This is a genomic window from Ruania alkalisoli, from assembly GCF_014960965.1.
In the GTDB taxonomy this organism is placed as follows: Bacteria; Actinomycetota; Actinomycetes; order Actinomycetales; family Beutenbergiaceae; genus Ruania; species Ruania alkalisoli.
Genome location: NZ_CP063169.1, coordinates 1,264,278 through 1,287,289, shown reverse-complemented (window position 1 = coordinate 1,287,289; position 23,012 = coordinate 1,264,278). Strand labels below are relative to the sequence as shown.

General features: G+C 69.6%; 18 protein-coding genes and 1 riboswitch. Of the genes, 3 read left to right on the top strand and 15 right to left on the bottom strand.

Going from position 1 to position 23,012, the window contains the following annotated elements:
* Positions 1 to 172 precede the first annotated feature (172 nt).
* From IM660_RS05425 to IM660_RS05415, 3 genes are all read right to left on the bottom strand, one after another.
* Complete coding sequence (locus IM660_RS05425) at positions 173 to 922, bottom strand: hypothetical protein (protein ID WP_193498374.1); 750 nt, start codon at positions 920 to 922, stop codon at positions 173 to 175.
* 164 nt (positions 923 to 1,086) lie between these two features.
* Positions 1,087 to 4,110 (bottom strand): alpha-mannosidase, encoded by a 3,024-nt coding sequence (locus IM660_RS05420; protein ID WP_193498373.1) that lies wholly within the window; start codon positions 4,108 to 4,110, stop codon positions 1,087 to 1,089.
* 156 nt (positions 4,111 to 4,266) lie between these two features.
* Positions 4,267 to 5,253: a malate dehydrogenase gene (locus IM660_RS05415; RefSeq protein ID WP_193498372.1), complete on the bottom strand. Its 987-nt coding sequence runs from the start codon at positions 5,251 to 5,253 to the stop codon at positions 4,267 to 4,269.
* A gap of 209 nt (positions 5,254 to 5,462) precedes the next feature.
* Between IM660_RS05415 and IM660_RS05410 the strand changes: the two genes are divergently transcribed.
* Positions 5,463 to 6,509, top strand: a complete 1,047-nt coding sequence (locus IM660_RS05410; RefSeq protein WP_193498371.1) for an MIP/aquaporin family protein — start codon at positions 5,463 to 5,465, stop codon at positions 6,507 to 6,509.
* Positions 6,510 to 6,588: 79 nt separating this feature from the next.
* Here IM660_RS05410 and IM660_RS05405 read toward each other — a convergent pair whose 3' ends face one another.
* A complete protein-coding gene (locus tag IM660_RS05405; protein ID WP_193498370.1) occupies positions 6,589 to 6,906 on the bottom strand; it encodes a DUF3017 domain-containing protein in 318 nt (105 codons plus the stop codon).
* Positions 6,907 to 6,942: 36 nt separating this feature from the next.
* Here IM660_RS05405 and IM660_RS05400 point away from each other — a divergent pair, with 36 nt between their 5' ends.
* Complete coding sequence (locus IM660_RS05400) at positions 6,943 to 8,178, top strand: NAD(P)/FAD-dependent oxidoreductase (protein WP_193498369.1); 1,236 nt, start codon at positions 6,943 to 6,945, stop codon at positions 8,176 to 8,178.
* Between the two features lie 78 nt (positions 8,179 to 8,256).
* On the opposite strand, the gene purH is transcribed toward IM660_RS05400, so the two are convergent.
* Together purH and purN are read right to left on the bottom strand one after the other, a co-directional pair.
* Positions 8,257 to 9,828 carry a bifunctional phosphoribosylaminoimidazolecarboxamide formyltransferase/IMP cyclohydrolase gene (purH, locus tag IM660_RS05395; protein WP_193498368.1) on the bottom strand — a complete coding sequence of 524 codons (1,572 nt, stop codon included), beginning with the start codon at positions 9,826 to 9,828 and terminating at the stop codon, positions 8,257 to 8,259.
* Between the two features lie 59 nt (positions 9,829 to 9,887).
* A riboswitch (ZMP/ZTP riboswitch) is annotated at positions 9,888 to 9,977 on the bottom strand.
* 134 nt (positions 9,978 to 10,111) lie between these two features.
* Positions 10,112 to 10,732: a phosphoribosylglycinamide formyltransferase gene (gene purN / locus IM660_RS05390; RefSeq protein ID WP_193498367.1), complete on the bottom strand. Its 621-nt coding sequence runs from the start codon at positions 10,730 to 10,732 to the stop codon at positions 10,112 to 10,114.
* Between the two features lie 230 nt (positions 10,733 to 10,962).
* On the opposite strand from purN, the gene IM660_RS05385 reads away from it, so the two are divergent.
* Positions 10,963 to 11,514 (top strand): hypothetical protein, encoded by a 552-nt coding sequence (locus IM660_RS05385; protein WP_193498366.1) that lies wholly within the window; start codon positions 10,963 to 10,965, stop codon positions 11,512 to 11,514.
* 6 nt (positions 11,515 to 11,520) lie between these two features.
* On the opposite strand, the gene IM660_RS05380 is transcribed toward IM660_RS05385, so the two are convergent.
* From IM660_RS05380 to IM660_RS05340, 9 genes are all read right to left on the bottom strand, one after another.
* Positions 11,521 to 12,792 carry a cell division protein PerM gene (locus IM660_RS05380; RefSeq protein WP_193498365.1) on the bottom strand — a complete coding sequence of 424 codons (1,272 nt, stop codon included), beginning with the start codon at positions 12,790 to 12,792 and terminating at the stop codon, positions 11,521 to 11,523.
* 77 nt (positions 12,793 to 12,869) lie between these two features.
* On the bottom strand, positions 12,870 to 13,763 hold the full coding sequence (sucD, locus tag IM660_RS05375; RefSeq protein ID WP_193498364.1) for a succinate--CoA ligase subunit alpha: 894 nt from the start codon (positions 13,761 to 13,763) through the stop codon (positions 12,870 to 12,872).
* 33 nt (positions 13,764 to 13,796) lie between these two features.
* The gene (gene sucC / locus IM660_RS05370) at positions 13,797 to 14,990 is read right to left on the bottom strand and encodes an ADP-forming succinate--CoA ligase subunit beta (protein WP_193498363.1); all 1,194 of its coding nucleotides are present in this window, start codon (positions 14,988 to 14,990) and stop codon (positions 13,797 to 13,799) included.
* A 191-nt stretch (positions 14,991 to 15,181) separates the two neighbouring features.
* Positions 15,182 to 17,206: an acyltransferase family protein gene (locus tag IM660_RS05365; RefSeq protein ID WP_193498362.1), complete on the bottom strand. Its 2,025-nt coding sequence runs from the start codon at positions 17,204 to 17,206 to the stop codon at positions 15,182 to 15,184.
* A 127-nt stretch (positions 17,207 to 17,333) separates the two neighbouring features.
* On the bottom strand, positions 17,334 to 17,723 hold the full coding sequence (locus IM660_RS05360) for a hypothetical protein (RefSeq protein ID WP_193498361.1): 390 nt from the start codon (positions 17,721 to 17,723) through the stop codon (positions 17,334 to 17,336).
* A gap of 53 nt (positions 17,724 to 17,776) precedes the next feature.
* Entirely contained in the window at positions 17,777 to 20,272 is a 2,496-nt protein-coding gene (pcrA, locus tag IM660_RS05355) for a DNA helicase PcrA (protein ID WP_193498360.1), read from the bottom strand.
* Between the two features lie 93 nt (positions 20,273 to 20,365).
* On the bottom strand, positions 20,366 to 21,583 hold the full coding sequence (gene chrA / locus IM660_RS05350) for a chromate efflux transporter (protein WP_193498359.1): 1,218 nt from the start codon (positions 21,581 to 21,583) through the stop codon (positions 20,366 to 20,368).
* 64 nt (positions 21,584 to 21,647) lie between these two features.
* Complete coding sequence (locus tag IM660_RS05345; RefSeq protein WP_193498358.1) at positions 21,648 to 22,619, bottom strand: substrate-binding domain-containing protein; 972 nt, start codon at positions 22,617 to 22,619, stop codon at positions 21,648 to 21,650.
* Positions 22,616 to 23,002: a hypothetical protein gene (locus IM660_RS05340; protein WP_193498357.1), complete on the bottom strand. Its 387-nt coding sequence runs from the start codon at positions 23,000 to 23,002 to the stop codon at positions 22,616 to 22,618. Before IM660_RS05340 ends, IM660_RS05345 begins: the two co-directional genes overlap by 4 nt.
* Between the last annotated feature and the right edge of the window lie 10 nt (positions 23,003 to 23,012).

Genomic DNA, 23,012 nt, shown 5'->3' with positions numbered 1-23,012 from the left:
TCATGGTCGAACCCGAGAAGGGGCCGATAGTTCGGCCCGTGGGCGGGCAGGTGGAGGCGGTGGGCAGGTAGAGGGACGGGCAAGGGGAAGAGCGTGGCAGTGTGCGACTGTTCCGGGTCGCGCGACCTGCGAGGGTCGAGTCGTGTGAGCTGCCACGTGGTGGCGAAGCGCGTCAGCGGTACAGGTCGTCGTTCCGGCTGCCGCCGAACCCTGGGTCGGAGCCGCCCAGGTCAGTGCCATAGAGACCGCCGCCGGTCGCCGCACGAGCGGCTGACAGGTCCTTGCGCGCCTTCACGTAGTTGACGATCCCCCTGATCGTGATGAACACCCCGACGAGCAGGACTCCCCACAGAAACGTCGCGCGGTCGCCGCTCACGAGGTTGATGATCACCGCAACGGCGACGAAGACGATCCCCATCAACGATTGCTTGCCGGCGAGTTTCACCTTCTTCTCGGCGATCGCCAGGTGGACGCTGCCAGACACGGACGACGGGTCGTACTGGCCCGGCTGCCCGGTGTTCGGAGACGGATCGTACGGGTTCCCGTGTGCACCTGCGTGCCCTGCATCGTGCGGTCCTGCCGCACCGGTGGAAGGGGCTGGATCGTAGGCGCCACCGGCACCGTGCACCCCGGGCGAGCCCGCCGCGCGCATCCCGGGGTTGCGCGGATCCTCGATCCCAGGGCCGCCGGCGTGGCGCATACCCGGGCCAGCGGAGTACCCGGACTGACCGTACCCGCCCGCCTCTCCATATCCGCCGCCCATGCCAAACCCACTGGCCGAGCCGTAGCCGGCAGCATCATCCACCCAGAAGTTCCAGCCCGTAGGCGGCGCCGGCCACGACGGATCCGGCTGCCAGCCCGGAGTCGGTGTGAAGCCGGCAGGAACGTGCCAGCCCGGAGGTGGGTTGAATCGCTGCGCCATATGCGCACTGTAGCGAGACCCGCCGCGCGGCACACCCAGCGAAGCCGGGGAGACCTCCCCCAATCCGCCTAGCGCGAGCGCTGACACCTAGCGCGAGCGCTGAGTTGGTCGGCGTTGCGGCCCGAGACGCCGAACAGGTCAGCGTTCGACCTGCGGAGTTGAGGTCAGGCGCGCGAGAAGCGCAGCGTGCACAGCTGGAACGGACGCAGACTCAGGTGCGCCCGTTCACCGCTCGCCCGCACCCCGGCCCGCGTCGGCCCCGGCCGCTCCAGCAGGTCTGTCTCCACCGCACCCGTGGTCTCGAACCCGGCCGTGACCACGGCCTCGGCGCGCTGCCCGTGCGCCTCGTAGAGCCGCACCACCACGTCGCCGGAGCCGTCCTCGGCGAGCTTGACCGCCTCGACCACTACACCCGGGTGGTCCACGGCCAGCAGCGGTGCGACCTCACGCTCCCCACGCACCCGTCGCACCGGCAGGTTGGTCGCGTACCCAGCACGCACGGCGCCATCGATGCCCACACCGACAGCCACCGTCGTGCGCAGCACATGCCGGCCCTGATCGGCGTCGGGGTCGGGGAACAACGGCGCCCGCAGCAGCGACTGGCGCACCACGGTGATCGGGTTCCCCGCGTCGTCGGTGTCGGCATGGATGTCGTGACCGTAGGTCACGTCGTTGGCCACGGCGACGCCGAAGTCCGGCTCGCCCACGTGCACCCACCGGTGCGCGACCGTCTCGAAACGTGCGGCATCCCAGGAGGTGTTGACCGCCGTCGGGCGGTGCATGTGCCCGAACTGGATCTCGGAGGTCGCACGCTCCGCAGCCAGGTCCAGCGGGAAGGCCAGTTTGAGGAGCTTCTGCCGCTCGTGCCAGTCCGCCTCGGTGGTGATCTGCACGTCGCCCTCGGCGGCCAGTTCGATGCGCTGGGTGATGGACGACTGCCCGAACGTGCGCCGCACCACCACCGCCACCGCGTGCCCGTGCGTCTCGGTGGTGATCTCGTCGGCCATATCGAGGTCGGTCACCACATGCCGGTAGTGGGCGTCGATGTCCCAGGCGTCCCACTCGTTCGGGATGTCCCGATGCACCTGCAGTAGGTTCCCCACGCGCCCGGCCGGGATCACGTCCCGATCAGCCGCCAGATCGACCAGCGAGGTGATCAGGCCGCGTTCGTCCACGGTCACCCGCACACGGGAGTTGGTCAGCACCCAGTCGCTGCCCACGGCCTCCAGTCGCGCCTCAGCGTGGGGCTCGGACGTGGTCGCACCGCCCAGGGCAGGCACGCCCCCGACGGCGTACGGTCCGGCGTTCAGGCTCAGGTCCCTCTCCCCGTCCCTCACCAGGTGGCCGATGGCGGTCTCGATGATCGCGTTCAGCTCGGCAATAATCTCCTCGTAATGCCGCTCCGCCTCACGGTGCACCCAGGCGATCGAGGAGCCGGGGAGGATGTCGTGGAACTGCTGTAGCAGCACCTGCCGCCAGATCCGCTGTAACGACTCGGCGGGGTATTCGGCGCCCACCCGCACGGTCGCGGTACTCGCCCACAGCTCGGCCTCACGCAACAAGTGCTCACTGCGTCGGTTGCCGGCCTTGGTGCGGTGCTGGGAGGTGTAGGTACCGCGGTGGTACTCCAGGTACATCTCGCCCGTCCACACCGGCGGGCTGGGGTACTCGGTGCGGGCGGCGTCGAAGAACTCCTCCGGCGTGGACAGGACCACCTGCGGGGAGCCCTCGAGATCCGCCACCCGGTGTGCCTGGGCGACGAGTTCCCGGGTGGGTCCTCCCCCGCCGTCGCCGTAGCCGTAGGGAGCCAGCGAGGTGTTCGCGCGTCCCTTCTCGGCGTACTGCCGCTCCGCGCGAGCCAGCTCGGTGGCGTCCAGCATCGAGTTGTAGGTGTCCACCGGCGGGAAGTGGGTGAAGATGCGGGTGCCGTCGATGCCCTGCCAGTCGAAGGTGTGGTGGGGCATCGTGTTCGTGTCGTTCCAGGAGATCTTCTGGGTAAGGAAGTACTCCTTCCCGCTGGCCTTGGCGATCTGCGGCAGGGCGCCGGAGTAGCCGAATGAGTCCGGCAGCCACACCTCGCGCGGCTCCACGCCGAACTCGTCGATGAAGAACTGCGTGCCGGTCACGAACTGGCGAGCCATCGCCTCCCCGCCTGGCATATTGGTATCGGACTCCACCCACATGCCGCCCACCGGGATGAACCGGCCCTCACGCACCCTGGTGGCGATCCGCGTGTACAGCTCCGGGTAGTACTCCTTGATCCAGGCGTACTGCTGCGCGGAGGAGCAGGCGAAGGTGAACTCCGGGTCCCGGTCCATCAGGTCGAGCACGTTGGAGAAGGTGCGGGCACACTTGCGTACGGTCTCCCGCACGGGCCACAGCCAGGCGGAGTCGATGTGCGCATGCCCGACGGCGTGCACCTGGTGAGCGGACGCCGTCGCCCTGGCCCTGAGCACCCCCTCGAGGAGGCGACGGCCCTGTGCGGCGGTACCTGCAACGTCGTCGGGGTCGACGGCGTCCATCATGTCCTCCAGCGCGCGCAGAATCTGTGCACGCCGCGGCGAGGTCGGGTCGAGTTCGAGCATGAGCCCTTGCAGGGCGAGGACGTCCGCCGTGAGCTCGAAGACGTCGCGGTCCAGCAGGGCGAGGTCGGCGGCACGGAAGGTGTAGATCGGGTCAGTGCCAGCGGTGGCCTTGTCGCCCATCGGTGTGGGCTTGATCCACTGCCCGTCCGGCACGTCCGGGTTGGCCGCGGCCTCGACGAAGAGGTCGAGCTCTCGGGTGCCCGGGGCGAGGCCGAGATGCTGGTTGCGGGGCTCGAGGCCCTTGAGGATGCGGCCCTCCGGCGTCCACAAGGCGCCTTCGGCCTGGAAGCCGGGTTGCGCCGTCGTGAATCCCAGATCCACCACGAGCTCGAGCTCGCACTCCTCGGCGATCTGGTCCGCCCACTCGGTGGGCACAGCGCCGGTGAGGCGGAACCAGACGGTGCTCCACGGGCGACCCCACGGGGTGCCGGCCTCGAACGGCCGGTACTCCTGGTTTACCGCCTCGGTGAACGGCACGGGCTCGTCCGGCACCTCCCAGGCTGTGATCCCCAGAGGTTCCCGGGCGCGGTACTTCGCAGGAAGCAGGCGTTCGGAGATGAAGCGGCGCAGGCGGTGCTCGGTGCGAGCAGTGGTGTCGTGCACGGTCAACCTTCGGGTAGGACGGCATCGGCCACGCTCCAACCTAGCCGCTCGTGGAGGCCAGAACGAGAGGCACTGCCCGGCATGCGGCGAGGCCGCACCGAGAACGGTGCGGCCTCGCGCATCTTGTTGAGATCGAGCGACTCAGGAGGAGTCTGATCAGAGCAGACCCAGCCCCTTCACAGCGTCCCGCTCCTCGACCAGCTCGTTCACCGAGGCGTCGATCTTCTGACGGGAGAAGTCGTTGATGTCCAGCCCCTGCACAATCTCCCAGGCCCCGCCCTTCGAGCGCACCGGAAAGGAGGAGATGATGCCCTCGGGCACGCCATAGGAGCCGTCGGAGGGGATGGCCGCAGAGGTCCAGGAAGTGTCGGGTGTCCCGGCCACCCAGTCGTGGACGTGGTCCACGGCCGCGTTCGCCGCCGACGCCGCCGACGACGCACCGCGGGCGTCGATGATCGCCGCACCACGCTTGGCCACGGTGGGGATGAAGGTGTTCTCCAGCCAGTCCTGGTCGTCGACGACCTCGGCCGCCGGCTTGCCGGCGAGGGTGGCGTGGAAGATGTCCGGGTACTGGGTGGCGGAGTGGTTGCCCCAGATGGTGAGGTTCGCGATGTCGGAGACCGGGGTCTGCGTCTTCTGCGCCAACTGGCTCAGCGCGCGGTTGTGGTCGAGCCGGGTCATCGCGGTGAACCGGTCCGCGGGCACGTCCGGGGCGTGCGCGGAGGCGATCAGCGCGTTCGTGTTGGCCGGGTTGCCCACCACGAGCACCCGCACGTCGTCGGCGGCGCCGGCGTTGATGGCCGCACCCTGCGGACCGAAGATGCCGCCATTGGCCTCAAGCAGGTCGCTGCGCTCCATCCCCGCTCCACGCGGACGGGCACCCACCAGCAGGGCCACGTTGGCGCCGTCGAACCCGGCAGTCGGGTCGTCGAAGATGTCGATCCCGGCGAGCAGCGGGAACGCGCAGTCGTCGAGCTCCATCGCGGTGCCCTCAGCGGCCTTCACACCCTGCGGGATCTCCAGCAGGCGCAGCTTCACGGGGGTGTCCGGGCCGAGCATCTGACCGGAGGCGATCCGGAACAGCAGCGCGTAGCCGATCTGGCCGGCGGCTCCGGTGACGGTCACATTGACGGGCTGAGTCATGGTTGAGGTCTCCTCCTGAGGTAGCAGCGGCCCTCGCTGACGGCCTGAGGGCGCGACAGCGCCCGGTGGTCCCAGGCTAATGGACCTGTACCGTCTGCAGGGACGAGTAACCATGCAGGTCCGGCTCTCGGGAAACTCCCAGGTTCGGCTGCCAGGCTCGCCGCGCGATCGCGATTCGCACCCCGCATATCCGACCGATGGGAAGACGAATGTCCGCACCGGAGACCACACCCGAGCTCGCCCCCGCCGAACGGCCGTTACTGTCGCGCTTCGGTGCCGAGATCCTCGGAACGTTCATCCTCGTCCTCATCGGTTTCGGGGCCACCCTCTACGCCGGAGTGACCTCGACGCCCGACGACGGCGCGAAGCTGCTGGCCTGGGGCGCCGGAGCGATCGCGGCGATCGCGATCATCGGCCACGTCTCCGGTGGGCACCTGAACCCGGCAGTGTCGCTCGGCGCTGCGATCACGGGCCGGATCTCCTGGGCCGACTTGCTCCCCTATTGGGTGGCGCAGCTCATCGGTGGCGTCGGAGCCGCCGCGCTGTTGTTCGTGACAGTGCCGACAGCGCTCCCCGCTGCGGTCGGGCAGGCCTCGACGCGGTCGATGTTCACCCCGCTGGCGGGCGGCGTCGGCGAGAACTCGGTGCTCGGCCGGCTCTCCGACGGCGCGGTCTCCACCGACATCGTGCCGACGCTGCTGATCTCGGCGATCGCCACGGCACTGTTCGTCGCGATCGCACTGGCAGCCGGCCGCAACCTGCGCCGCGGGGCCCTCGGCGCGCCGGTGGTGATCGGCCTGGCCTACGCCGGCCTGTCGGTTGCCACCTACACCCTCACCGGCGGTGCGTTGAACCCGGCGCGTGCCGCGGCTGCGGCGATCTTCGCTGAGAACGGCGCGCTCGGCGACTTGTGGCTGTTCTGGGTGGCCCCGCTGCTCGGTGCGGCGCTGGCGGCGATGCTCTTCACCGTCTTCGCGCCCGAACCGCTGGCCGCCGACGCCGAGTGGGACGACGAGAACGGGGACGAGGACGACGATCTCCTCAGCGACGACGAGCCGGTCGAGGTGATCGCGGACGACGAAACCGTCGAGCCGACGGGTGCCGAGGGGGCCGAGGAGTCCTCCGACGCTCAAGCTCCGGAGCGCGATGACGCCTTCACCGAGGACTTCGACGTCGCCACGCTGGATGACGCGGACCTCACGTCCACCCAGGAAGACGAGGGCGAGGAGCCGGAGGGCGAGCCCAAGCAGTCCTGACCGTCACAGTCGACGGCTCTCAGCCCACCTGTGCCACATCTGGCACAGACCCGCTGAGGGCCGTCGGTTGCGTCTCTGCTCAGCCCGGCCAGGCGGGGTCGAGCCCCGTCGCGGTGAGCGCCAGCACCACGATGCCAGCACCACTGAGCATCAGGATCGCGACATCGAACGCCCGCGACCGGCTGGTGATGCCGTACGGCCCCGGCGCGGGTGCCACCGCCCGGACGAACCCGAGCACCAGCAGCTCCGCAGCGAGCACCAAGATCCCGGCGCGCACGCCCACCACGGTCATCGTCACCATCGCGCCCACGATCCACGCCAGCGCCACCCACATCACCACGTAGCGGCGCCAGTGGCCGGGTTCGACGGGCCGCCTGACGGGCCGGGAGCTGATCATCGCCAGTGAGCCTACCGCCGCGGGTAGCGTGACCGGGTGACCACACCGCTACCGCCACTCCCAGAACGTGTCCTCGTGGTGGGCGCCGGGCTCGCGGGCCTGCGCACTGCCGCCGAGCTACGCGAGTCCGGATTCACCGGACATGTGCGCATCCTCGGCGGCGAGCAGCATCTCCCCTACGACCGCCCACCGCTGTCGAAGGAGCTGCTGAGTCGCCCCGACCCGGTGTGGCTCGCCGACGACCTCGCGCAGGACCTCCTGACTCTGGCCGACGACGTCCGCCTCGGAACACGCGCCACGCGACTCGACCTGGGCGATCTCCCCGCCGTCGAGACCGCCACGGGCGAACACTTCGAGGCCGACGCCATCGTGGTGGCCACCGGATCCCACGCCGCCCTGCCCGCCCACTGGTCCGGTGTGCTCACCCTGCACACCCTCGACGACGCAGCTCGCCTGCGCGAGCGCCTCACCCCCGGCTCCCGGTTGGTGATCGTCGGGGCTGGGTGGATCGGCGCCGAGGTCGCCGGCGTCGCGGCGGACGTGGGATGTGAGGTCACGGTCGTCGAGGCCGGTCCCAGCCCCCTGAACCGCCAGCTCGGCCCCGGCCTGGGCGCCCGCACCACCCCCTGGTACGCCGCCCAGGGCGTCCACCTGCGCACTCACGCCACCGTGGCCAGCGCACGGGACGCCGTCGTGACCCTCGACGACGGAACCCGCCTGGAGGCCGACACGGTGCTGTGCGCTATCGGTGCGCGACCGAACTCGGCCTGGCTCGCGGATACTCTCCCGCTGACGGCGTCCGGTCACCTGCCGGTGGATGCCTCTGGGCGTACGGCTCACCCGGGCGTGTGGGCGGTGGGTGACGTGGCCGAGCGGGTGCACCCGGTGTTCGGGCCGACGCCCGGCGGGCACTGGTCGGCCGCGCTGCTGGACCCGGCGCGGCTCGCCCGGGCGCTTGTGGGAACAGCCGAGGATGGCCGGCCCGAGCCCGCCCCTTATGTGTACTCCACCCAGCTCGGCCACCATCTGACCGTGTTCGGGCGGCTGACCGACGATCAGGTCACCCGGGGCGATCCTGACAGCGGACCGTGGACAACGCTGGCGTTCGAAGGGGATCGGCTCACCGGTGCTGTGATCGCCGACGCCCCACGGGAGGTGGCGGCGGTGCGCAAACTGCTCGGGCGGGGGGAGTTGCCCCGGCTGGACCGTGCCCTCGCGGTGGATACGGCGGTGCCGTTGAAGAAGGCGCTCGTGGGTACCGACGAACGCTGATCAGGGCCGCCGGAGCGGAGCGCCTCCTTCTACGGCCATGTCGCACAGCAGCCGCAGAAGGAAGCGCTCGGCGGTGTCTCAGTGGGCGAAGTGGCGGGTTCCGGTCAGATAGAGCGTCACTCCGGCCTCGTTCGCAGCGGCAATGACTTCCTCATCGCGGATGGAGCCGCCCGGCTGCACGACGGCCTTTACTCCGGCGTCCAGCAGCACCTGCAGCCCGTCGGCGAACGGGAAGAACGCGTCCGAGGATGCGACCGCGCCGCGCGCACGTTCAACGTCTCCGGTGTTGGCGCGCTCCACGGCCAGCTTGCAGGAGTCGACCCGGTTCACCTGACCCATGCCAACGCCCACGGACGCGCCACCGGAAGCGAGGAGGATGGCGTTGGACTTCACGGCCCGCACCGACCGCCACGCGAAGGCGAGATCGGCGAGCGTGGCCTCGTCGGCGGCGTCACCGGCAGCGAGGGTCCAGGTGGTGGGGTCATCGCCCTCGGCGTCGATCTTGTCCGGGGACTGCACCAGCACGCCGCCGAAGATCTCGCGCAGACCGCCGCCGCTGGGCGGGGTGGCCACGGTGAGCACGCGGATGTTCTTCTTCCGGGTGAGGATCTCGAGCGCCTCGGGCGTGTAGGACGGTGCGAGCACCACCTCGGTGAACACCGGGGCGATCTGCTCAGCCATCTCCCCCGTGACCTCGGCGTTGGCGGCGATCACGCCGCCGAAGGCGGAGACGGGGTCACAGGCGTGAGCCTTCGCGTGCGCCTCGGCGATGGTGGCCCCGACGGCGATGCCGCACGGGTTGGCGTGCTTGATCACCGCGACCGTCGGCGCATCGCCGTGGTCGTGGGCGGCCCGCCAGGCGGCGTCGGCGTCGACGTAGTTGTTGTAGCTCATCGCCTTGCCGTGCAGCTGCTCGGCACCGGCCAGGCCGGCGTCACCGAAGCCGGTGGTGTAGAGCGCCGCCCGCTGGTGGGGGTTCTCGCCGTAGCGCAGCACGCTGGTGCGGTCCCAGGTGGCACCCATCCATCCGGGGAAGCCGGAGCCGTCGTCGTCGGGGGCAACCACGTTGCCCATCCAGGAGGCGACATGCACGTCGTAGGTGGCGGTGTGGCGGAACGCGTCGGCGGCGAGTGCCTGGCGCTGGGCGAGGGTGAAGCCCTCTGCCTGCGCTGCGGCGATCACCCCGTCGTAGCGGGCCGGGTCGACCACCACGGCCACGCTCGCGTGGTTCTTCGCGGCGGCGCGCACCATGGAGGGCCCGCCGATGTCGATCTTCTCGATGCAGTCCTGCTCGCTCGCACCGGAGGCGACAGTGTCGGCGAATGGGTACAGGTTCACCACCACGAGGTCGAAGGGCCGCACGTCCAGGTCCTCCAGCTGGGAGACGTGGTCGGGCAGACGGCGGTCGGCGAGGATTCCGGCGTGGATGCGCGGGTGCAGGGTCTTCACGCGCCCGTCGAGGCACTCGGGGAAGCCGGTCACGTCCTCCACGCGGGTGACGGGGACGCCCGCGGCCTCGATCGTCGACGCGGTGGACCCGGTGGAGACGAGCTCGACTCCGGCGGCGTGCAGGGCGGTGGCGAGGGCGTCGAGGCCGGTCTTGTCGAAGACGGAGACGAGGGCCCGGCGAAGGGGGATCTGGTCAGTCACGGCGTACTCCTGGTGGGTCTCGAGGGGTGGTCCGGACGCGGGGTCGCTTCCGGCTCGGGACGTGGCACCCAGGCGGCCGGTGCACGAAGTCGCTGCTGTCGGGCCGCTCCCCGGTGGTACTCCACCTCACGCCAGTCACGGCCGGGACCAGCCTACCGGGTCGACCAAGGGTGGACGCCGCTCACGTGGATGATGGTGGCTCCCGGAGTTCGTGGCGGGAGGGACATCCCAGCGTCAGCCCCGGCACAGTGGTGCACGGCTCGACGCATCTGTGTCGGTCCCGTCACCGCCCGATGATCACCCGGCGCCCCTCAACCCGCCAGCCTTCGCGTGCCAGCCGGCCCACGGAGTCCACCAGCTGGGCCCGCTCGGCCACCTTGATCCGCTCGGTGAGCGTGTCCTCGGTGTCGTCGTCGAGCACCGGTACCGCCACCTGCGCGATGATCACCCCGGTGTCCACGCCCGCATCGACCACAAACAGGGTGGCTCCGGCGATCTTCACGCCGTATTCGAGCGCCTCCCTCGGTCCGTGGATGCCGGGGAACGCGGGCAGCAGCGAGTTGTGCGTGTTCAGATAGCGCCCGCCGAACTGGTTGAGGAAACGCTCCCCTGCGAGTTTCAGGAAGCCAGCCGAGATCACCAGATCCGGTTCATGCTTCCCGACGGCGGCCGTCAGGGCTGCGTCCCAGGCCTCCCTGTCGGGGTGGTCACCCACCCGCTCCACGAAGGTGGGGATGCCTGCTTCGCGAGCAAGGTCCAAGCCCGCAGCGCTGGGCCGGTCCGCCCCGACGGCCACCACCTGCGCCCCGTAGCCGGGATCCCGGGTGGCCTCGAGGAGTGCGGCGAGGTTGGACCCGCCGCCGGAGATGAGGACGACGAGTCGCTGGGCGGGTGGAGTGCTCACGATCGGTCACCCTACCGGCGAGTTCGCAGCCACGTTCGACTCGGGGCGTGGCTCTGGTCCCGATCCGGAGTACGAAACCTCAGCCGCATTCGAATCCCGATCTGGCGTTCGAGCCCCCGAACGGGTACACGGAGCGGGATTCCGGCGTCGCAGGTGGATTCGAGTGCGAGTTCAGGCAGCAGCACGGGCTCTGGGACAATGCTCCTCGGAGAACGGACTCAAGGAGAGTAGTGCCCAACCCTTACGCGCCGCCTGACCCGAATGCGCCACCGCCGCCGGAACGGCACTGGCCACCGCGGGATGCGCAGGGACGGCCTGAAGGCGGTCCAGGTGATCAGGAATCCGGCGGCCGGGGCCATGATGAACGCGGCCCAGGCGGCACACCCAAGGAACGTCGCACTCCCACGCCGGAGGAGGCGCGCAAGGCCAGCGGATCGGTGCTGAAGTTCGGCATCTTGCTGTTCTGTGGACTGCTGGCGCTGCGTTGGCCGATCCCGTGGCAGGTCGCGGCTCCGTTGTTCTTCCTGGCGGGGATCGTCTTCGGCGTCCGCGCGCTGCTGGTGCACCGCAAGGTGGGGCTGACGGGCCCGTTCATGATCTTCCTCGCCGTCGGAGTGGCGATGGCGGGCATGCTGACCTTCAGCTCGCTCGCCCCGATTGCGGTGTGGGAGGCCCAGCTGGAGCGTCAGGAGTGCTTGGACTCGGCCCTGACGCTCGGCGCCCAGGAGAAGTGCGAGACCGAGTTCGCCGAAGCTGTGGCAGAGCGTTTCGGGACCGAGTAGCCAGTCCTACCCGCGAACCTGCTCCCACCAGGTGCCGCCTGCCCGGCGCGCGCGTGCGGTGAGCTGCCCCGCCCATGCGACGGTGCTCCGGTGTGACAGGAGCACCAGCACCAGTGCGGGCGCTCCCACCTGCCACAGCAGCGCCAGGCCCACGCTGAACGGGTCCGCCCCGATCACGGCCATCCGGCCCGGGCCAGCCGCGCCGGAGGCGAGCGCTACGAGGGTAGCCATCCCGCCGCCGGTGAGCAGGGCCGTGCCGAGCGTCGTCGCGACCGCGTCGACCAACGTCCGGGCCCGCAGCCGGCGGGCCAGCCATACACCCACAGCCACCCCGGACACGAGCCCCACAACACCAAGCACAGGCAACTGGCCGGCCAGGGAATCGGGTCCCGGGAGCGCACCCAGCACCGGCACCATCGGCAGCGGTCCGGCCTCCACACCAGACGGGGTGAACGCCGTGCCCTCCCCCACCGCAAATCCTGGGCCGAGCAAGAAGGAAGCGGCATAGACCACCAGGTTCGGCAGCGCCAGCAGCTGCGCAAGGACAAGAACGATCCCGCTGACAATGTCCGGATGCAGACCCTCGTGCAGGTCACGGACCTGGCCGAAGTTCACGACGACGGCCGTCACCACCGCCGCCGTTGCGATCAGCAGGTGCAGGGCCAGCGCCCGCCACGCACCACCGAATGCGGTCCGTATCCAGCCAGGGACCTTGGCCAGGGCTGCCAGAACGCGAGAGGGGAGGGACGCCGTCGGGAATCCGAGGACGGTGCCCACACCCGCCACGAGTGCGGCTCCCACCAAGGCCCGGTTCGCGCCGGGTAGTCCGGCGAAGACGACGAACAGCATCGCGAATGCGACATACACCGCAGCCGAGATCATGGCCGCGGGCCACCCGGGCAGACGTGCGCGACGCACCGACCCGGCCATCAGGGCAACCGCCAGGACGGTGACCCCAAGCGGGATGAGCGAGAGTTCCAGTCCGTCGAGCGAGACCGAGGCGCCGTGCCCGAGCAGCCAGGCGGCGGTCCCGACCCGGGCCGCCTCCAGCCAGCCGGCCGACCCCAGGGCGGGCGCTGAGGCTGTGGCCACATAGGTGGCGATGGCCGGCACGATTACCACCAGCCAGCTCAGGAGCACCGCCTCAGCACCAGCGAGCAGACCTCGCAGTGCCCCCTCTGGGGTACGTAGCGCGCGCCGCGTCGAGGTGTGCTCGACCACCCGGGGCGCGATACGAGGCGCATCGTGCGCTGGGGTCGGGGTGCGGGCAGGGCTCATTGGTCCCATGGTGCGGCAACGCCGCCCCGCCACGAGGGTGGCGGGGCGGCGTGTCGGTCGGATCCCGGCTTGGTATGTCAGCCGGCGAGGACGTCCCGGGCGAGCTGCGCCGTCTCGGACGGGGTCTTGCCGACCTTGACGCCGACGGCCTCGAGCGCTTCCTTCTTCGCCTGAGCGGTACCGGCTGAGCCGGAGACGATCGCACCGGCGTGGCCCATCGTCTTACCCTCGGGGGCGGTGAAGCCCGCGACATAGCCGACGACCGGCTTGGTGACGTGTTCGGCGATGTACGCCGCCGCACGCTCCTCGGCGTCTCCGCCGATCTCACCGATCATCACGATCAGCTCGGTCTCGGGGTCGTTCTCGAACGCCTCGAGTGCGTCGATGTGGGTGGTGCCCACGATCGGGTCGCCGCCGATGCCGATGGCGGTCGAGAAGCCGAAGTCCTTGAGCTCGTACATCATCTGGTAGGTCAGGGTGCCAGACTTGGACACCAGTCCGATTGGCCCGGAGCCGGTGATCGTGTGCGGGGTGATCCCGGCCAGCGACTCCCCCGGGGTGATGATGCCGGGGCAGTTCGGCCCGATCATGCGGGTCTTCTTGCCCTCGAGATAGGACCACACCTCGGCGGTGTCCTGGACGGGCACTCCCTCGGTGATGACCACCATCAGGTCGATGCCGGCGTCGATGGCCTCGATGCAGGCGTCCTTGGTGAAGGCGGGCGGGACGAACAGCACGGAAACGTTCGCACCGGTCTCGGCCATGGCCTCGGACACGGTGCCGAACACGGGCAACGTGACGTCGTTGCCAGTACTGTCCTTGTGCTCAACCGTGGTGCCAGCCTTGCGGGCGTTCACGCCACCGACGATCGTGGCGCCGGAGTCGAGCATCAGGGCGGTGTGCTTGGCACCCATCCCGCCGGTGATGCCCTGGACGATGATCTTGGAGTCAGAGTTCAGGTAGATCGACATGTCTGTATCGCTCTTTCGGGCAGTCGGGGCGGGTCAGGCGGTGGCCGGCGCGGCGGCGTGGGCCAGCTCAGCAGCCTTGTCGGCGCCGCCGTCCATGGTCTCGGCGAGAGTCACCAGCGGGTGGTTGCGCTCGGTGAGGATCGCCCGGCCCTTCTCGACGTTGTTGCCGTCCAGCCGCACGACCAGCGGCTTCGTCGCGGCGTCGCCCAGGAGGTCGAGAGCACCGACGATGCCGTTGGCGACCTCGTCACAGGCGGTGATCCCACCGAAGACATTCACGAAGACGGCCTTGACCTGCTCGTCGCCGAGGATGACGTCCAGCCCGGCGGCCATCACCTGCGCGTTCGCGCCGCCACCGATGTCGAGGAAGTTGGCGGGCTTGACGCCCCCGTGCGCCTCTCCGGCGTAGGCAACCACGTCGAGCGTGGACATGACCAGCCCGGCGCCGTTGCCGATGATGCCGACCTCACCGTCGAGCTTGACGTAGTTGAGGTCGTTCTCGGCGGCCTTGAGCTCAAGCGGGTCCGTGGCGGAGTTGTCAGCCAGGTCGGCGTGCTCGGGGTGACGGAAGTCGGCGTTCTCGTCGAGCGTGACCTTGCCGTCGAGGGCGATGATGTCCCCAGATCCGGTCTTGACGAGCGGGTTAACCTCCACGAGCGTGGCGTCCTCCGCGGAGAAGACGGTCCACAGCGTGCGCAGCACCGCGGCGATCTTCTCGGCATCCTCGGCGGGGAAGCCGGCGGACTGGACGATCTCGGCGGCCTTGGCCTCGTCCACCCCGACCTGCGGGTCCACACCCACCTTGGCCAGCGCTTCGGGCCGCTCGACCGCGAGCTGCTCGATCTCGACGCCACCCTCCACGCTGCACATCGCCAGGTACTGGCGCTCGGAGCGGTCCAGCAGGATGGAGAAGTAGTACTCCTCAGCGATGTCCGCACCGGCGGCGATCATCACCCGGTGCACGGTGTGGCCCTTGATGTCCATCCCGAGGATCTCACCGGCGCGCTCGGCGGCCTCGTCGGCGGACTTCGCGATCTTCACGCCGCCGGCCTTGCCGCGACCCCCGACCTTCACCTGTGCCTTGACCACCACGACGGAGCTGCCTGCGTTCAGCAGCTTCTCGGCCGCGGCGCGTGCCTCGTCGGGCGTGGTGGCGACCACACCGTCCAGCACGGGTACTCCGTGCTTCTCGAAGAGATCTCGTGCCTGGTACTCGAACAGGTCCACCTGCGCCTCGCCTTTCCTCGCCACACGCTGGTCCCGGATCTCGGGACGCTCGGGACTATTCCCCGAGTCACCCTACCGCGCGAAATACCTGCCGCGGGGCTCTGGTAAGCGCTATCCGGAGTCGCAACAGTGCGATGCGTCACGTCGGCGCACACTGCCCGCCGACGCGAGCTCTGCCGTCATCGGTGGGTCTACTCGAGCAACTCGTCCAGGGCGGCCTGGACGACCTCGGCGTAGAGGTACATGCCTTCCATGTCGGGGTGGATCCGGTCCGGCTGCAGGTCCTCGGGGTGCTCCACTGCGGCGGTGTACCAATCCGCGACCACCACGTTCGGGTAGTCGGCCGCGATGGCGTCGAGATTGTCGTTGGACTCTTCCACCCAGAAGGACGAGCCGTAGATGTTGACGAGCACGATCTGCCGGTCCGGGCCGAGTGCGTCAAGGGTCTCGCGCACCAGTCCCGGATCACGCACGCCCGCATTGGTCCCGGCCGCGATGACCACGATGTCCCGTACGGCATCGTCGGCAGCTGCCGACTGCACCACCTCCGCGACGGCGGGCCACTGCCGGTTCGACTCGGCATCGACGCTCATCCCTGGGAACGTCGCGGTCAGTCCGGGGGCCGCCACGTACATCATCGAGTCACCGAACCCGCTGATCCGCTCCCCGATGGGCGCGTCCGTCTGCTCCTCGGAGTCTCCCGACGGCGTCCCCTCACCGCCTTCGGAAGCCTCCTCTCCCCCGGTGTCCCCGGACTCACCCGCCGACGTGCCCTCCTCGGCACCATCCGCGTCGTCAGCACTCTCGCCGGTATCCCCTGCTCCCGCGCCGTCCTCACTGGGCGAAGGCCCGGCCTCGGGGGCGCGCTCTGTGCTGTCGCCGGTCTCACCGGCGATGGGTGGCGTCCCACCGCCGGAGGCGTCCACCACTCCGGCGGCCTCGTCCATGGCGATCTCCACCTGGGATCGGTCGGGAGCCGTGGCGACTGCCACCGAGAACAGGGCGAGACAGACCGTCGAGGCGAGCAACGCCGTCCGCGGTGCGGTGAGACGACCGGGGGCAGCAAGTGCGGCGCCAACCAGGCGCGCGCACTCACGGAAGCCGTGACGCCGCACCGGTGTCTCGATCCACCGGTAGGAAGCGGCGGAGACGGCGAGAGTGAGAACCAGGGCGGCACCGCGTTGCACCCAGCTCGCCACCGAGTCCGGCGCGGTGGGAGGGGCGAAGGCCGCGATCAGCAGAATCACCGGCCAATGCCACAGGTAGATGCCGTAGGACCGCTCTCCCACCCATGCCAGCGGACGCAGCTGGAACAGTCCTTGAATCACGTTGGGGCGGCCCGGGAGGGCGCCGAGCACAAGGGCGGTGCAGAGGGAGGCGGCGAGGATCCCACCCCGGTAGGCGATGGTCTGCGTGGGGTCGAGCCAGATCATCAGCGCGATCAGGCCGGCGAGTCCCGCGATCCCGAGCAGCACCCGCAGCCGCCGGTACCAGGCCTGGGCGAACAGGTTCGCTGACTCCCCCGCGCCACTCAGCGCGAGCGCGGCACCAATCATCAACCCGAATGCGTGGGTATCGGTGCCGTAGTAAACACGGGTCGCGTCCTGGCCGGGGGTGAAGAGCAGGGCCATCAGCAGCGCCGAAATCGCGGCGAGCGCGAGCAGCACTCCCACACGTTGGCGGCCGGTCTTGGTCACGGCCATGATCACCACGAACAGCAGCGGCCACAGCAGGTAGAACTGCTCTTCCACCGCCAGCGACCAGAAGTTCACGAACAGTTGCGGGGCGGTGGTGTTGAAGTAGCTCGACCCGGCGCCGATCTCCACCCAGTTGTTGGAGAACGTCAGCGCCCCGAGCACCTGGCGGCCGATGTTGACGAGGAGGTCGTCACCGGCGAAATAGGCGAGGCTGACCGAGACCACCACGACGGTCACGAGCGCGGGGAGCAGCCGCCTCGCGCGCCTGGTCCAGAACGAACGCAGGTCGAGACGTCCGTTCGCACGCAGTTCGCGGATCAGCAGGGTGGTGATGAGGAAGCCGGAGATGACGAAGAAGACGTCCACGCCGAGGTAGCCGCCGGGGAGGCTGTGCGGGCGCAGGTGGTAGATGAGCACGCCGATGATGGCGAGCGCGCGCACGCCATCCAGACCCTCGATCCGTCCTCGACGGAGCGCTGCCGCCGGTGCCGATCCGGCAGCGTCGATGTGCGCAGCCACGTACCGTCCTCCTCGCCTCGCACCTAGGGTAGTGCGCGGCGAGCGCAGCTCCCGGTCAGACGCAGGGCGCGTCGCGCCTGCGTCATGTCGCGTCTGCGTCGTGTCGCCCTCCCGTGCCAGGCGCGGGTCAGCGGCCTGCCTCGCGCCACCAGAGCACGAACGCCCACGCGAGCATCCCCAGGCCCAGGAGGCCGGTCACGACAGTGAACGCGGTCCAGTCCGCCACCAGGACCCAGTCGCCACCCTCGGCCCGGCAATACAGCCGCGCCGGTGGGTTCTCAAGTCGCGACTCCACGGACCAGGCGTCGATGGCGTCGTGGCATCTGTGCTCGGCGTTGTCGTTGCCGCGCCCGAGCAGCGCAACCGTCGGCCAGAGGACCATCAGTGCTAGTGAGCAGACTCCGCCACTGACCAGCAGCCGACGTTCGCGACGCCTGCTCCTGCGATCCTCGACCTCCCACGCAGCAACAGCCGACGCTGCTGGGATCGCATCAGGTCGCTGCGCTCGGGAGTCCATCGCCTCGACGCTACGTCTCCCAGACACCGCCGAGGGCCGACGTCACAGCACCCTTACAACTTCTCCACCGGCGAGTACCGCAGCAACAGCCGCTTGGTCCCGCTGCCACCGAAGTCGATCTTGGCGACGGCGTTGCTGCCCGTTCCTTCCAGGGCCACCACCCGCCCCATGCCGTAGGCGTCGTGGGTGACCCGGTCGCCGATGTCGAGCGTAGGCACGTCCCCGCGCGGCGTGGCCGAGCCGAAAGACGCGGGTCGCTCCCCCCGGGTGGTGGTCACCGCAGGACCGGACGGACCGCGCGAACCTCGCCGCCCACCTCCGGATCCACCCTGGCCGCCGAACCCGCCGTATCCCCCACGCCCGGCACGCAGGGTCGCCATCGAGGACTCCTCGCGCTTCCAGTCCAGCAGCTCCGGAGGGACATCGGAGAGGAACCGGCTCGCGGGCTGCTCGTTCGGCATCCCGAACGAGGTCCGCACCCCGGCGCGGGTCAGGTACAGCCGTTCCCGGGCGCGCGTCAGTGCCACATACGCCAGCCGTCGCTCCTCGGCGAGCTCGTCCGGATCGGCGAGCGCCCGCTGGTGCGGGAACGTGCCGTCCTCCATCCCGGTGACGAACACCGCCGGGAACTCCAGACCCTTCGCTGTGTGCACCGTCATCAGGGTGACCATGCCGGCATCGTCGTCGGGAATCTGGTCGGCATCGGCCACGAGGGAGACCCGCTCCAGGAAGTCCCCGAGGTCGCCCTCGGGCTCGTTCTCGGTGAACTCGGCCGCCACCGCATGCAGCTCAGCCAGGTTTTCCACCCGGGAGTGGTCCTGCGGGTCGTTGCTGGCGCGTAGTTCGCCCAGATAGCCCGAGTTGTCCAGTGCGGCGTCCAGCACCTCCGCCGGTGTGGCCCCGCCGTCCGCGAGCGCCCGCAGCTCGCGCATCATGTCCGCGAACCCGCGCGCGGCCGTCATCGATCGCGTGGCCAGCCCGAGGACGTTGTCGAGATCCTCGATCGCCGCCCCGAACGAGACTCGTTCACGTTCGGCGTGCGCGGCGAGCATCGCCTCGGCCCGATCCCCCAGCCCGCGCTTGGGGACGTTCAGGATGCGGCGCAGGTTCACCGAGTCGTCCGGGTTGGCGATCGACCGCAGATAGGCGATCGCGTCCTTGATTTCCTTGCGCTCGTAGAAGCGGGTGCCGCCCACTACCTTGTACGGCAGTCCGGTGCGGATGAACACCTCTTCCAGCGCACGCGACTGGGCGTTGGTGCGATAGAAGACCGCCACATCTTTCGGGGCGAGGGTCCCGGCGTCGATGAGCCGGTCGATCTCCTCGGCGATGAAGCGCGCCTCTTCGTGCTCGTTGTCGGCGACGTACCCCACGATCTGGGTGCCGTCGCCGGAGTCGGTCCACAGGTTCTTCGCGCGCCGCCCGGAGTTCTTCGCGATCACCGCGTTCGCGGCCGTGAGGATCGTCTGGGTGGAGCGGTAGTTCTGCTCGAGCACGATGGTGCGCGCGTTCGGGTAGTCGGCCTCGAACTCGAGGATGTTGCGGATCGTGGCACCGCGGAAGGCGTAGATGGACTGGTCGGAGTCACCCACCACGGTCAGCTCGGCGGGCGGGAGGGCCGCGAGGGCGCCCTCCTCGGCAACAGAACCTGCGCCGTCGGCGATCTCGGTTGTGACACCGGTGAGCTCACGCACCAGCATGTACTGGGCGTGGTTGGTGTCCTGGTACTCGTCCACCAGGATGTGCCGGAACCGGCGGCGGTAGTGCTCGGCCACGGCCGGGAAGGCCTGCAGCAGGCTGACCGTGGTCATGATGATGTCGTCGAAGTCGAGCGCGTGCGCCTGCCGGAGACGCTCGTTGTAGAGCCGGTAGGCGGCGAGCAGGTTCTGCTCGTAGGGGTTGGACTCGCTCACCTCGCCGGCGTAGCTGTCAGGATCGATCAGCTCGTTCTTCAGGTCCGAGACGCGCCGGCTGAACGCCTTCGGCGGGTAACGCTTGGGGTCGAGGTCCAGCTCGCGGCACACGAGCGTCATCAACCGCTGGGAATCGGCGGCGTCATAGATGGAGAAGGACGATCGGATCCCCAGCGTCTTCGCCTCCCGCCGCAGGATCCGCACGCACGCGGAGTGGAAGGTGGAGACCCACATCACCGCCGCACGCGGGCCCACCAGTTCGGCGACGCGCTCACGCATCTCCGCGGCCGCCTTGTTGGTGAACGTGATCGCGAGGATCTGCCCCGGGCGCGCCCGCCCGGTGGCGAGCAGGTAGGCGATGCGGTGCGTGAGCACGCGGGTCTTGCCCGATCCGGCGCCGGCGATGATGAGCAGCTGCCCGCCGGTGTGCTCCACCGCGGCCTTCTGCTGCGGGTTCAGCCCGTCGAGGAGTGCTTCGGCGGCCAACGACGGCGGCCCCTCGCTCTCCCCGGGTGTCGCCTCCGCGGGGCTAGCCTCGTCGGCAGTCCGGGAGGGCACACCGGGCAGGTGGGAGTCACCGCCAACGGGAACCGTGGCGGAGGGGAACAGGGGCAGGTCGTCGAACAGTGATGTCATCGCGACCCGAGCCTATGCGCTCGGTCCGACATCGAACGCACGTGTCCACAGACGCATCACCGTCACCCCGATCGGCCGTTCTGACGGCGCGGGCTACAGCACGAAGAAGCCGACGACCCCTGCACCAATTACTGCCGCCCAGGCGGGCACCTTCCACCAGGTCTGCGCGATGAACACCGCCACGGCCAGCGCCAGGGCGGTCGCGGAGGTCACACCTTGTGTGAACACCGGGTCGTACAACGCGGCGGCGAGGATGCCCACCACGGCCGCGTTGATTCCCAGCAGTGCGCGCCGCGCGGCCCGCACCCGCCGGAGGCGGTCCCAGAACGGCAGCACCCCGAGCACCAGCAACGCCGCGGGCAGGAAGATCGCCAGCAACGCGATCGCGCCGCCGAGAACTCCCGTTGGTCCCGCGGTGGTGCTGGCCCCGAGATAGGCGGCGAAGGTGAACAGCGGGCCAGGCACCGCCTGTGCGGCCCCATACCCGGCGAGGAAGGTGTCATGCCCGACCAGCCCCGTGGCCACAGTCTCGGACTCCAGCAGCGGGAGGACCACGTGCCCGCCGCCGAACACCAGTGACCCGGCCCGGTAGAACAGGTCCACGAGCCGGAGGGTGGGGTCAGTGGTGAGTGCTACCAGGATCGGCAACCCCGCGAGCACCAGGGCAAAGAGGCTCAGGCAGATCACCCCGGTGCGGCGCGACACAGGGAGAGCCAGGTCGCTGTCGTCGCCGGGCACCGCATCCTCCCGTGCCCGCAGCCACAGCAGCCCGGCCAGACCACCCGCTGCGATCACCACCACCTGCACCACGGTGCTCGGCACCAACAGCACCAGGATCATGGCGGCGGCGGCGATGGTAGCCCTCGGCGCATCCGGGGTGAGCGTCTTGGCCATCCCGAGCACCGCCTGGGCAACCACGGCCACGGCCGCCGCTTTCAGTCCGAGAAGCCAGCCTGCGCCGTCGAGATCTCCCCACGCGGACACGCCGTAGGCGAAGGCCACGAGCACGATGGCGGAGGGCATCGTGAACGCGAACCAGGCGGCCAGCATCCCGCCGATGCCCGCTCGGCGCAGGCCGAGCGCCATACCGACCTGGCTGGAGGCGGGGCCGGGCAGGAACTGGCACAGCGCCACGATGTCGGCGTAGGCGGCATCGGTCAGCCAGCGGCGCCGCTGCACCAGGGCTTCCCGGAAGTAGCCGAGGTGCGCCACCGGACCGCCGAAGGACGTCAAGCCGAGCCGCAGGAAGATCCAGAACACCTCACCCACGGAACCGCGCGAGCGGACTTCGGTCTCAGTTGCCTCAGTCATTGCGCCCCATGGTGCCGCATCGCGTGCCGTTGCTGAGGTAGCCGCATGAATCGGCCCATCCGCATCAGGACGTGAGCGCCTCGAGCAGATCGACCTCACCGAACGGGTCACCATCGAACACCGACCCGGTCACGCGCGCCTCGAAACGCTGCGCGGCCGCCGCGGTGAGCTCGTCGTCCAGAGCGTAGAAGAACGTCAGGGCTGCGGAAGCCTGCGCCTGCTCCAGGTAGGCCTCGACGAACCCCGTCACGTCCTCTGACTCCAGCGCAGTCGTGGAGACGTAGATGAACAGCGGCCGGCTCAGCGGCTCGTAGCTGCCATCCTGGACGCGCTCGCGCGAGGGTGCCACCCCATCGATGCTCACGGTGGTCAGCTCGTCGCGCGTCTCGGCGCTGCCGAGGTAGTTGCCGATGCCCATGAAGGCAATCGCCCCCGGGTCGTCCGCGACCCAGCCGGTGAGTTCGGTGATGTCGTCCGAGGACTGCACTCCCTCGACGATCTGGCCCGCTTCGCCGTTGACCTGATGGGTGAAGGTGGCGAACGTGCCCGACCCATCCGGTCGCCCGTAGCGGGTGAGTTCGGAGTCCGGCCACTCCGGCCGCACGTCCTGCCAGGTCTGCACACTCGAGTCCGGGGCCCAGATCGCGCCCAGCTCCTCGATCGTGACGTCGTCGGCGAACTCGTTCTGGGCATGCACCACCACAGCGAGGGCGTCCCAGGCGATCGGCAGCTCGATGAACTCCACCCCGGCGGCCTCGCAGGCGTCCAGGAACTCCTGGGGGATGGCTTCGGAGGCGTTGTTGATCGCAGTCTCACCCGCGCAGAAGCGCGCGAACCCGTCCTCGGTGCCCTCCGCCGTCACCGACACGTCCTGCCCGGCCATTCTGGCAACGTGCTCGGTGATGGGAGCCACGGTGGACGATCCCGAGATCTCGATCTGGTCGGTGGCGGACGCCTGACCCGTACAGGCAGCCAGTGCCAGTGCGGCCACACCGGCCAGCGTGGCTGCGGCAGCGCGCCGGTTCGTCGGGGTCATCGCTCCTCCGTTCCCGGGCCGCTCCGCCTCTCGTCGCCTGCGGGACGTCCGAGGGGGCGCTCGTCCTCGCCAGGGGCGGCCGCCTGCCGGCCGGTCAGCTCACGAAGCACTTCTTCGAAGAACTCCTTGACCTTCGACCAGTTCACTGTGGCCTCGGCGAGGTGGTGTTCGAGTCGCTCGATCTCGGCGTGCTGTGCCTCGTGCTGACGGCGCTCGGCCAGCTCGGCGCGGAGCCGGTTGACTGTCGCCTCGGTCTCGGCCATCAGACGCACGAGGGCCGCGTCGATCTCCTCGAGGGAACGTGGCACGTCCTCCTCGGTGAGGGGCGGGTGTTCGTCGGCCGGTTCGGGGGTGGATGGATCGTGGTCGCTGGTGGAGTTCACGATCGGCCTC

Excerpts from the sequence above, each read along its gene's own strand:
- IM660_RS05425 (WP_193498374.1), bottom strand. The coding sequence starts at position 922 with ATGGCGCAGCGATTCAACCCACCTCCGGGCTGGCACGTTCCTGCCGGC.
- IM660_RS05415 (WP_193498372.1), bottom strand. The coding sequence starts at position 5,253 with ATGACTCAGCCCGTCAATGTGACCGTCACCGGAGCCGCCGGCCAGATC.
- IM660_RS05410 (WP_193498371.1), top strand. The coding sequence starts at position 5,463 with ATGTCCGCACCGGAGACCACACCCGAGCTCGCCCCCGCCGAACGGCCG.
- IM660_RS05405 (WP_193498370.1), bottom strand. The coding sequence starts at position 6,906 with ATGATCAGCTCCCGGCCCGTCAGGCGGCCCGTCGAACCCGGCCACTGG.
- IM660_RS05380 (WP_193498365.1), bottom strand. The coding sequence starts at position 12,792 with ATGAGCCCTGCCCGCACCCCGACCCCAGCGCACGATGCGCCTCGTATC.
- sucD (WP_193498364.1), bottom strand. The coding sequence starts at position 13,763 with ATGTCGATCTACCTGAACTCTGACTCCAAGATCATCGTCCAGGGCATC.
- IM660_RS05360 (WP_193498361.1), bottom strand. The coding sequence starts at position 17,723 with ATGGACTCCCGAGCGCAGCGACCTGATGCGATCCCAGCAGCGTCGGCT.
- pcrA (WP_193498360.1), bottom strand. The coding sequence starts at position 20,272 with ATGACATCACTGTTCGACGACCTGCCCCTGTTCCCCTCCGCCACGGTT.
- chrA (WP_193498359.1), bottom strand. The coding sequence starts at position 21,583 with ATGACTGAGGCAACTGAGACCGAAGTCCGCTCGCGCGGTTCCGTGGGT.
- IM660_RS05345 (WP_193498358.1), bottom strand. The coding sequence starts at position 22,619 with ATGACCCCGACGAACCGGCGCGCTGCCGCAGCCACGCTGGCCGGTGTG.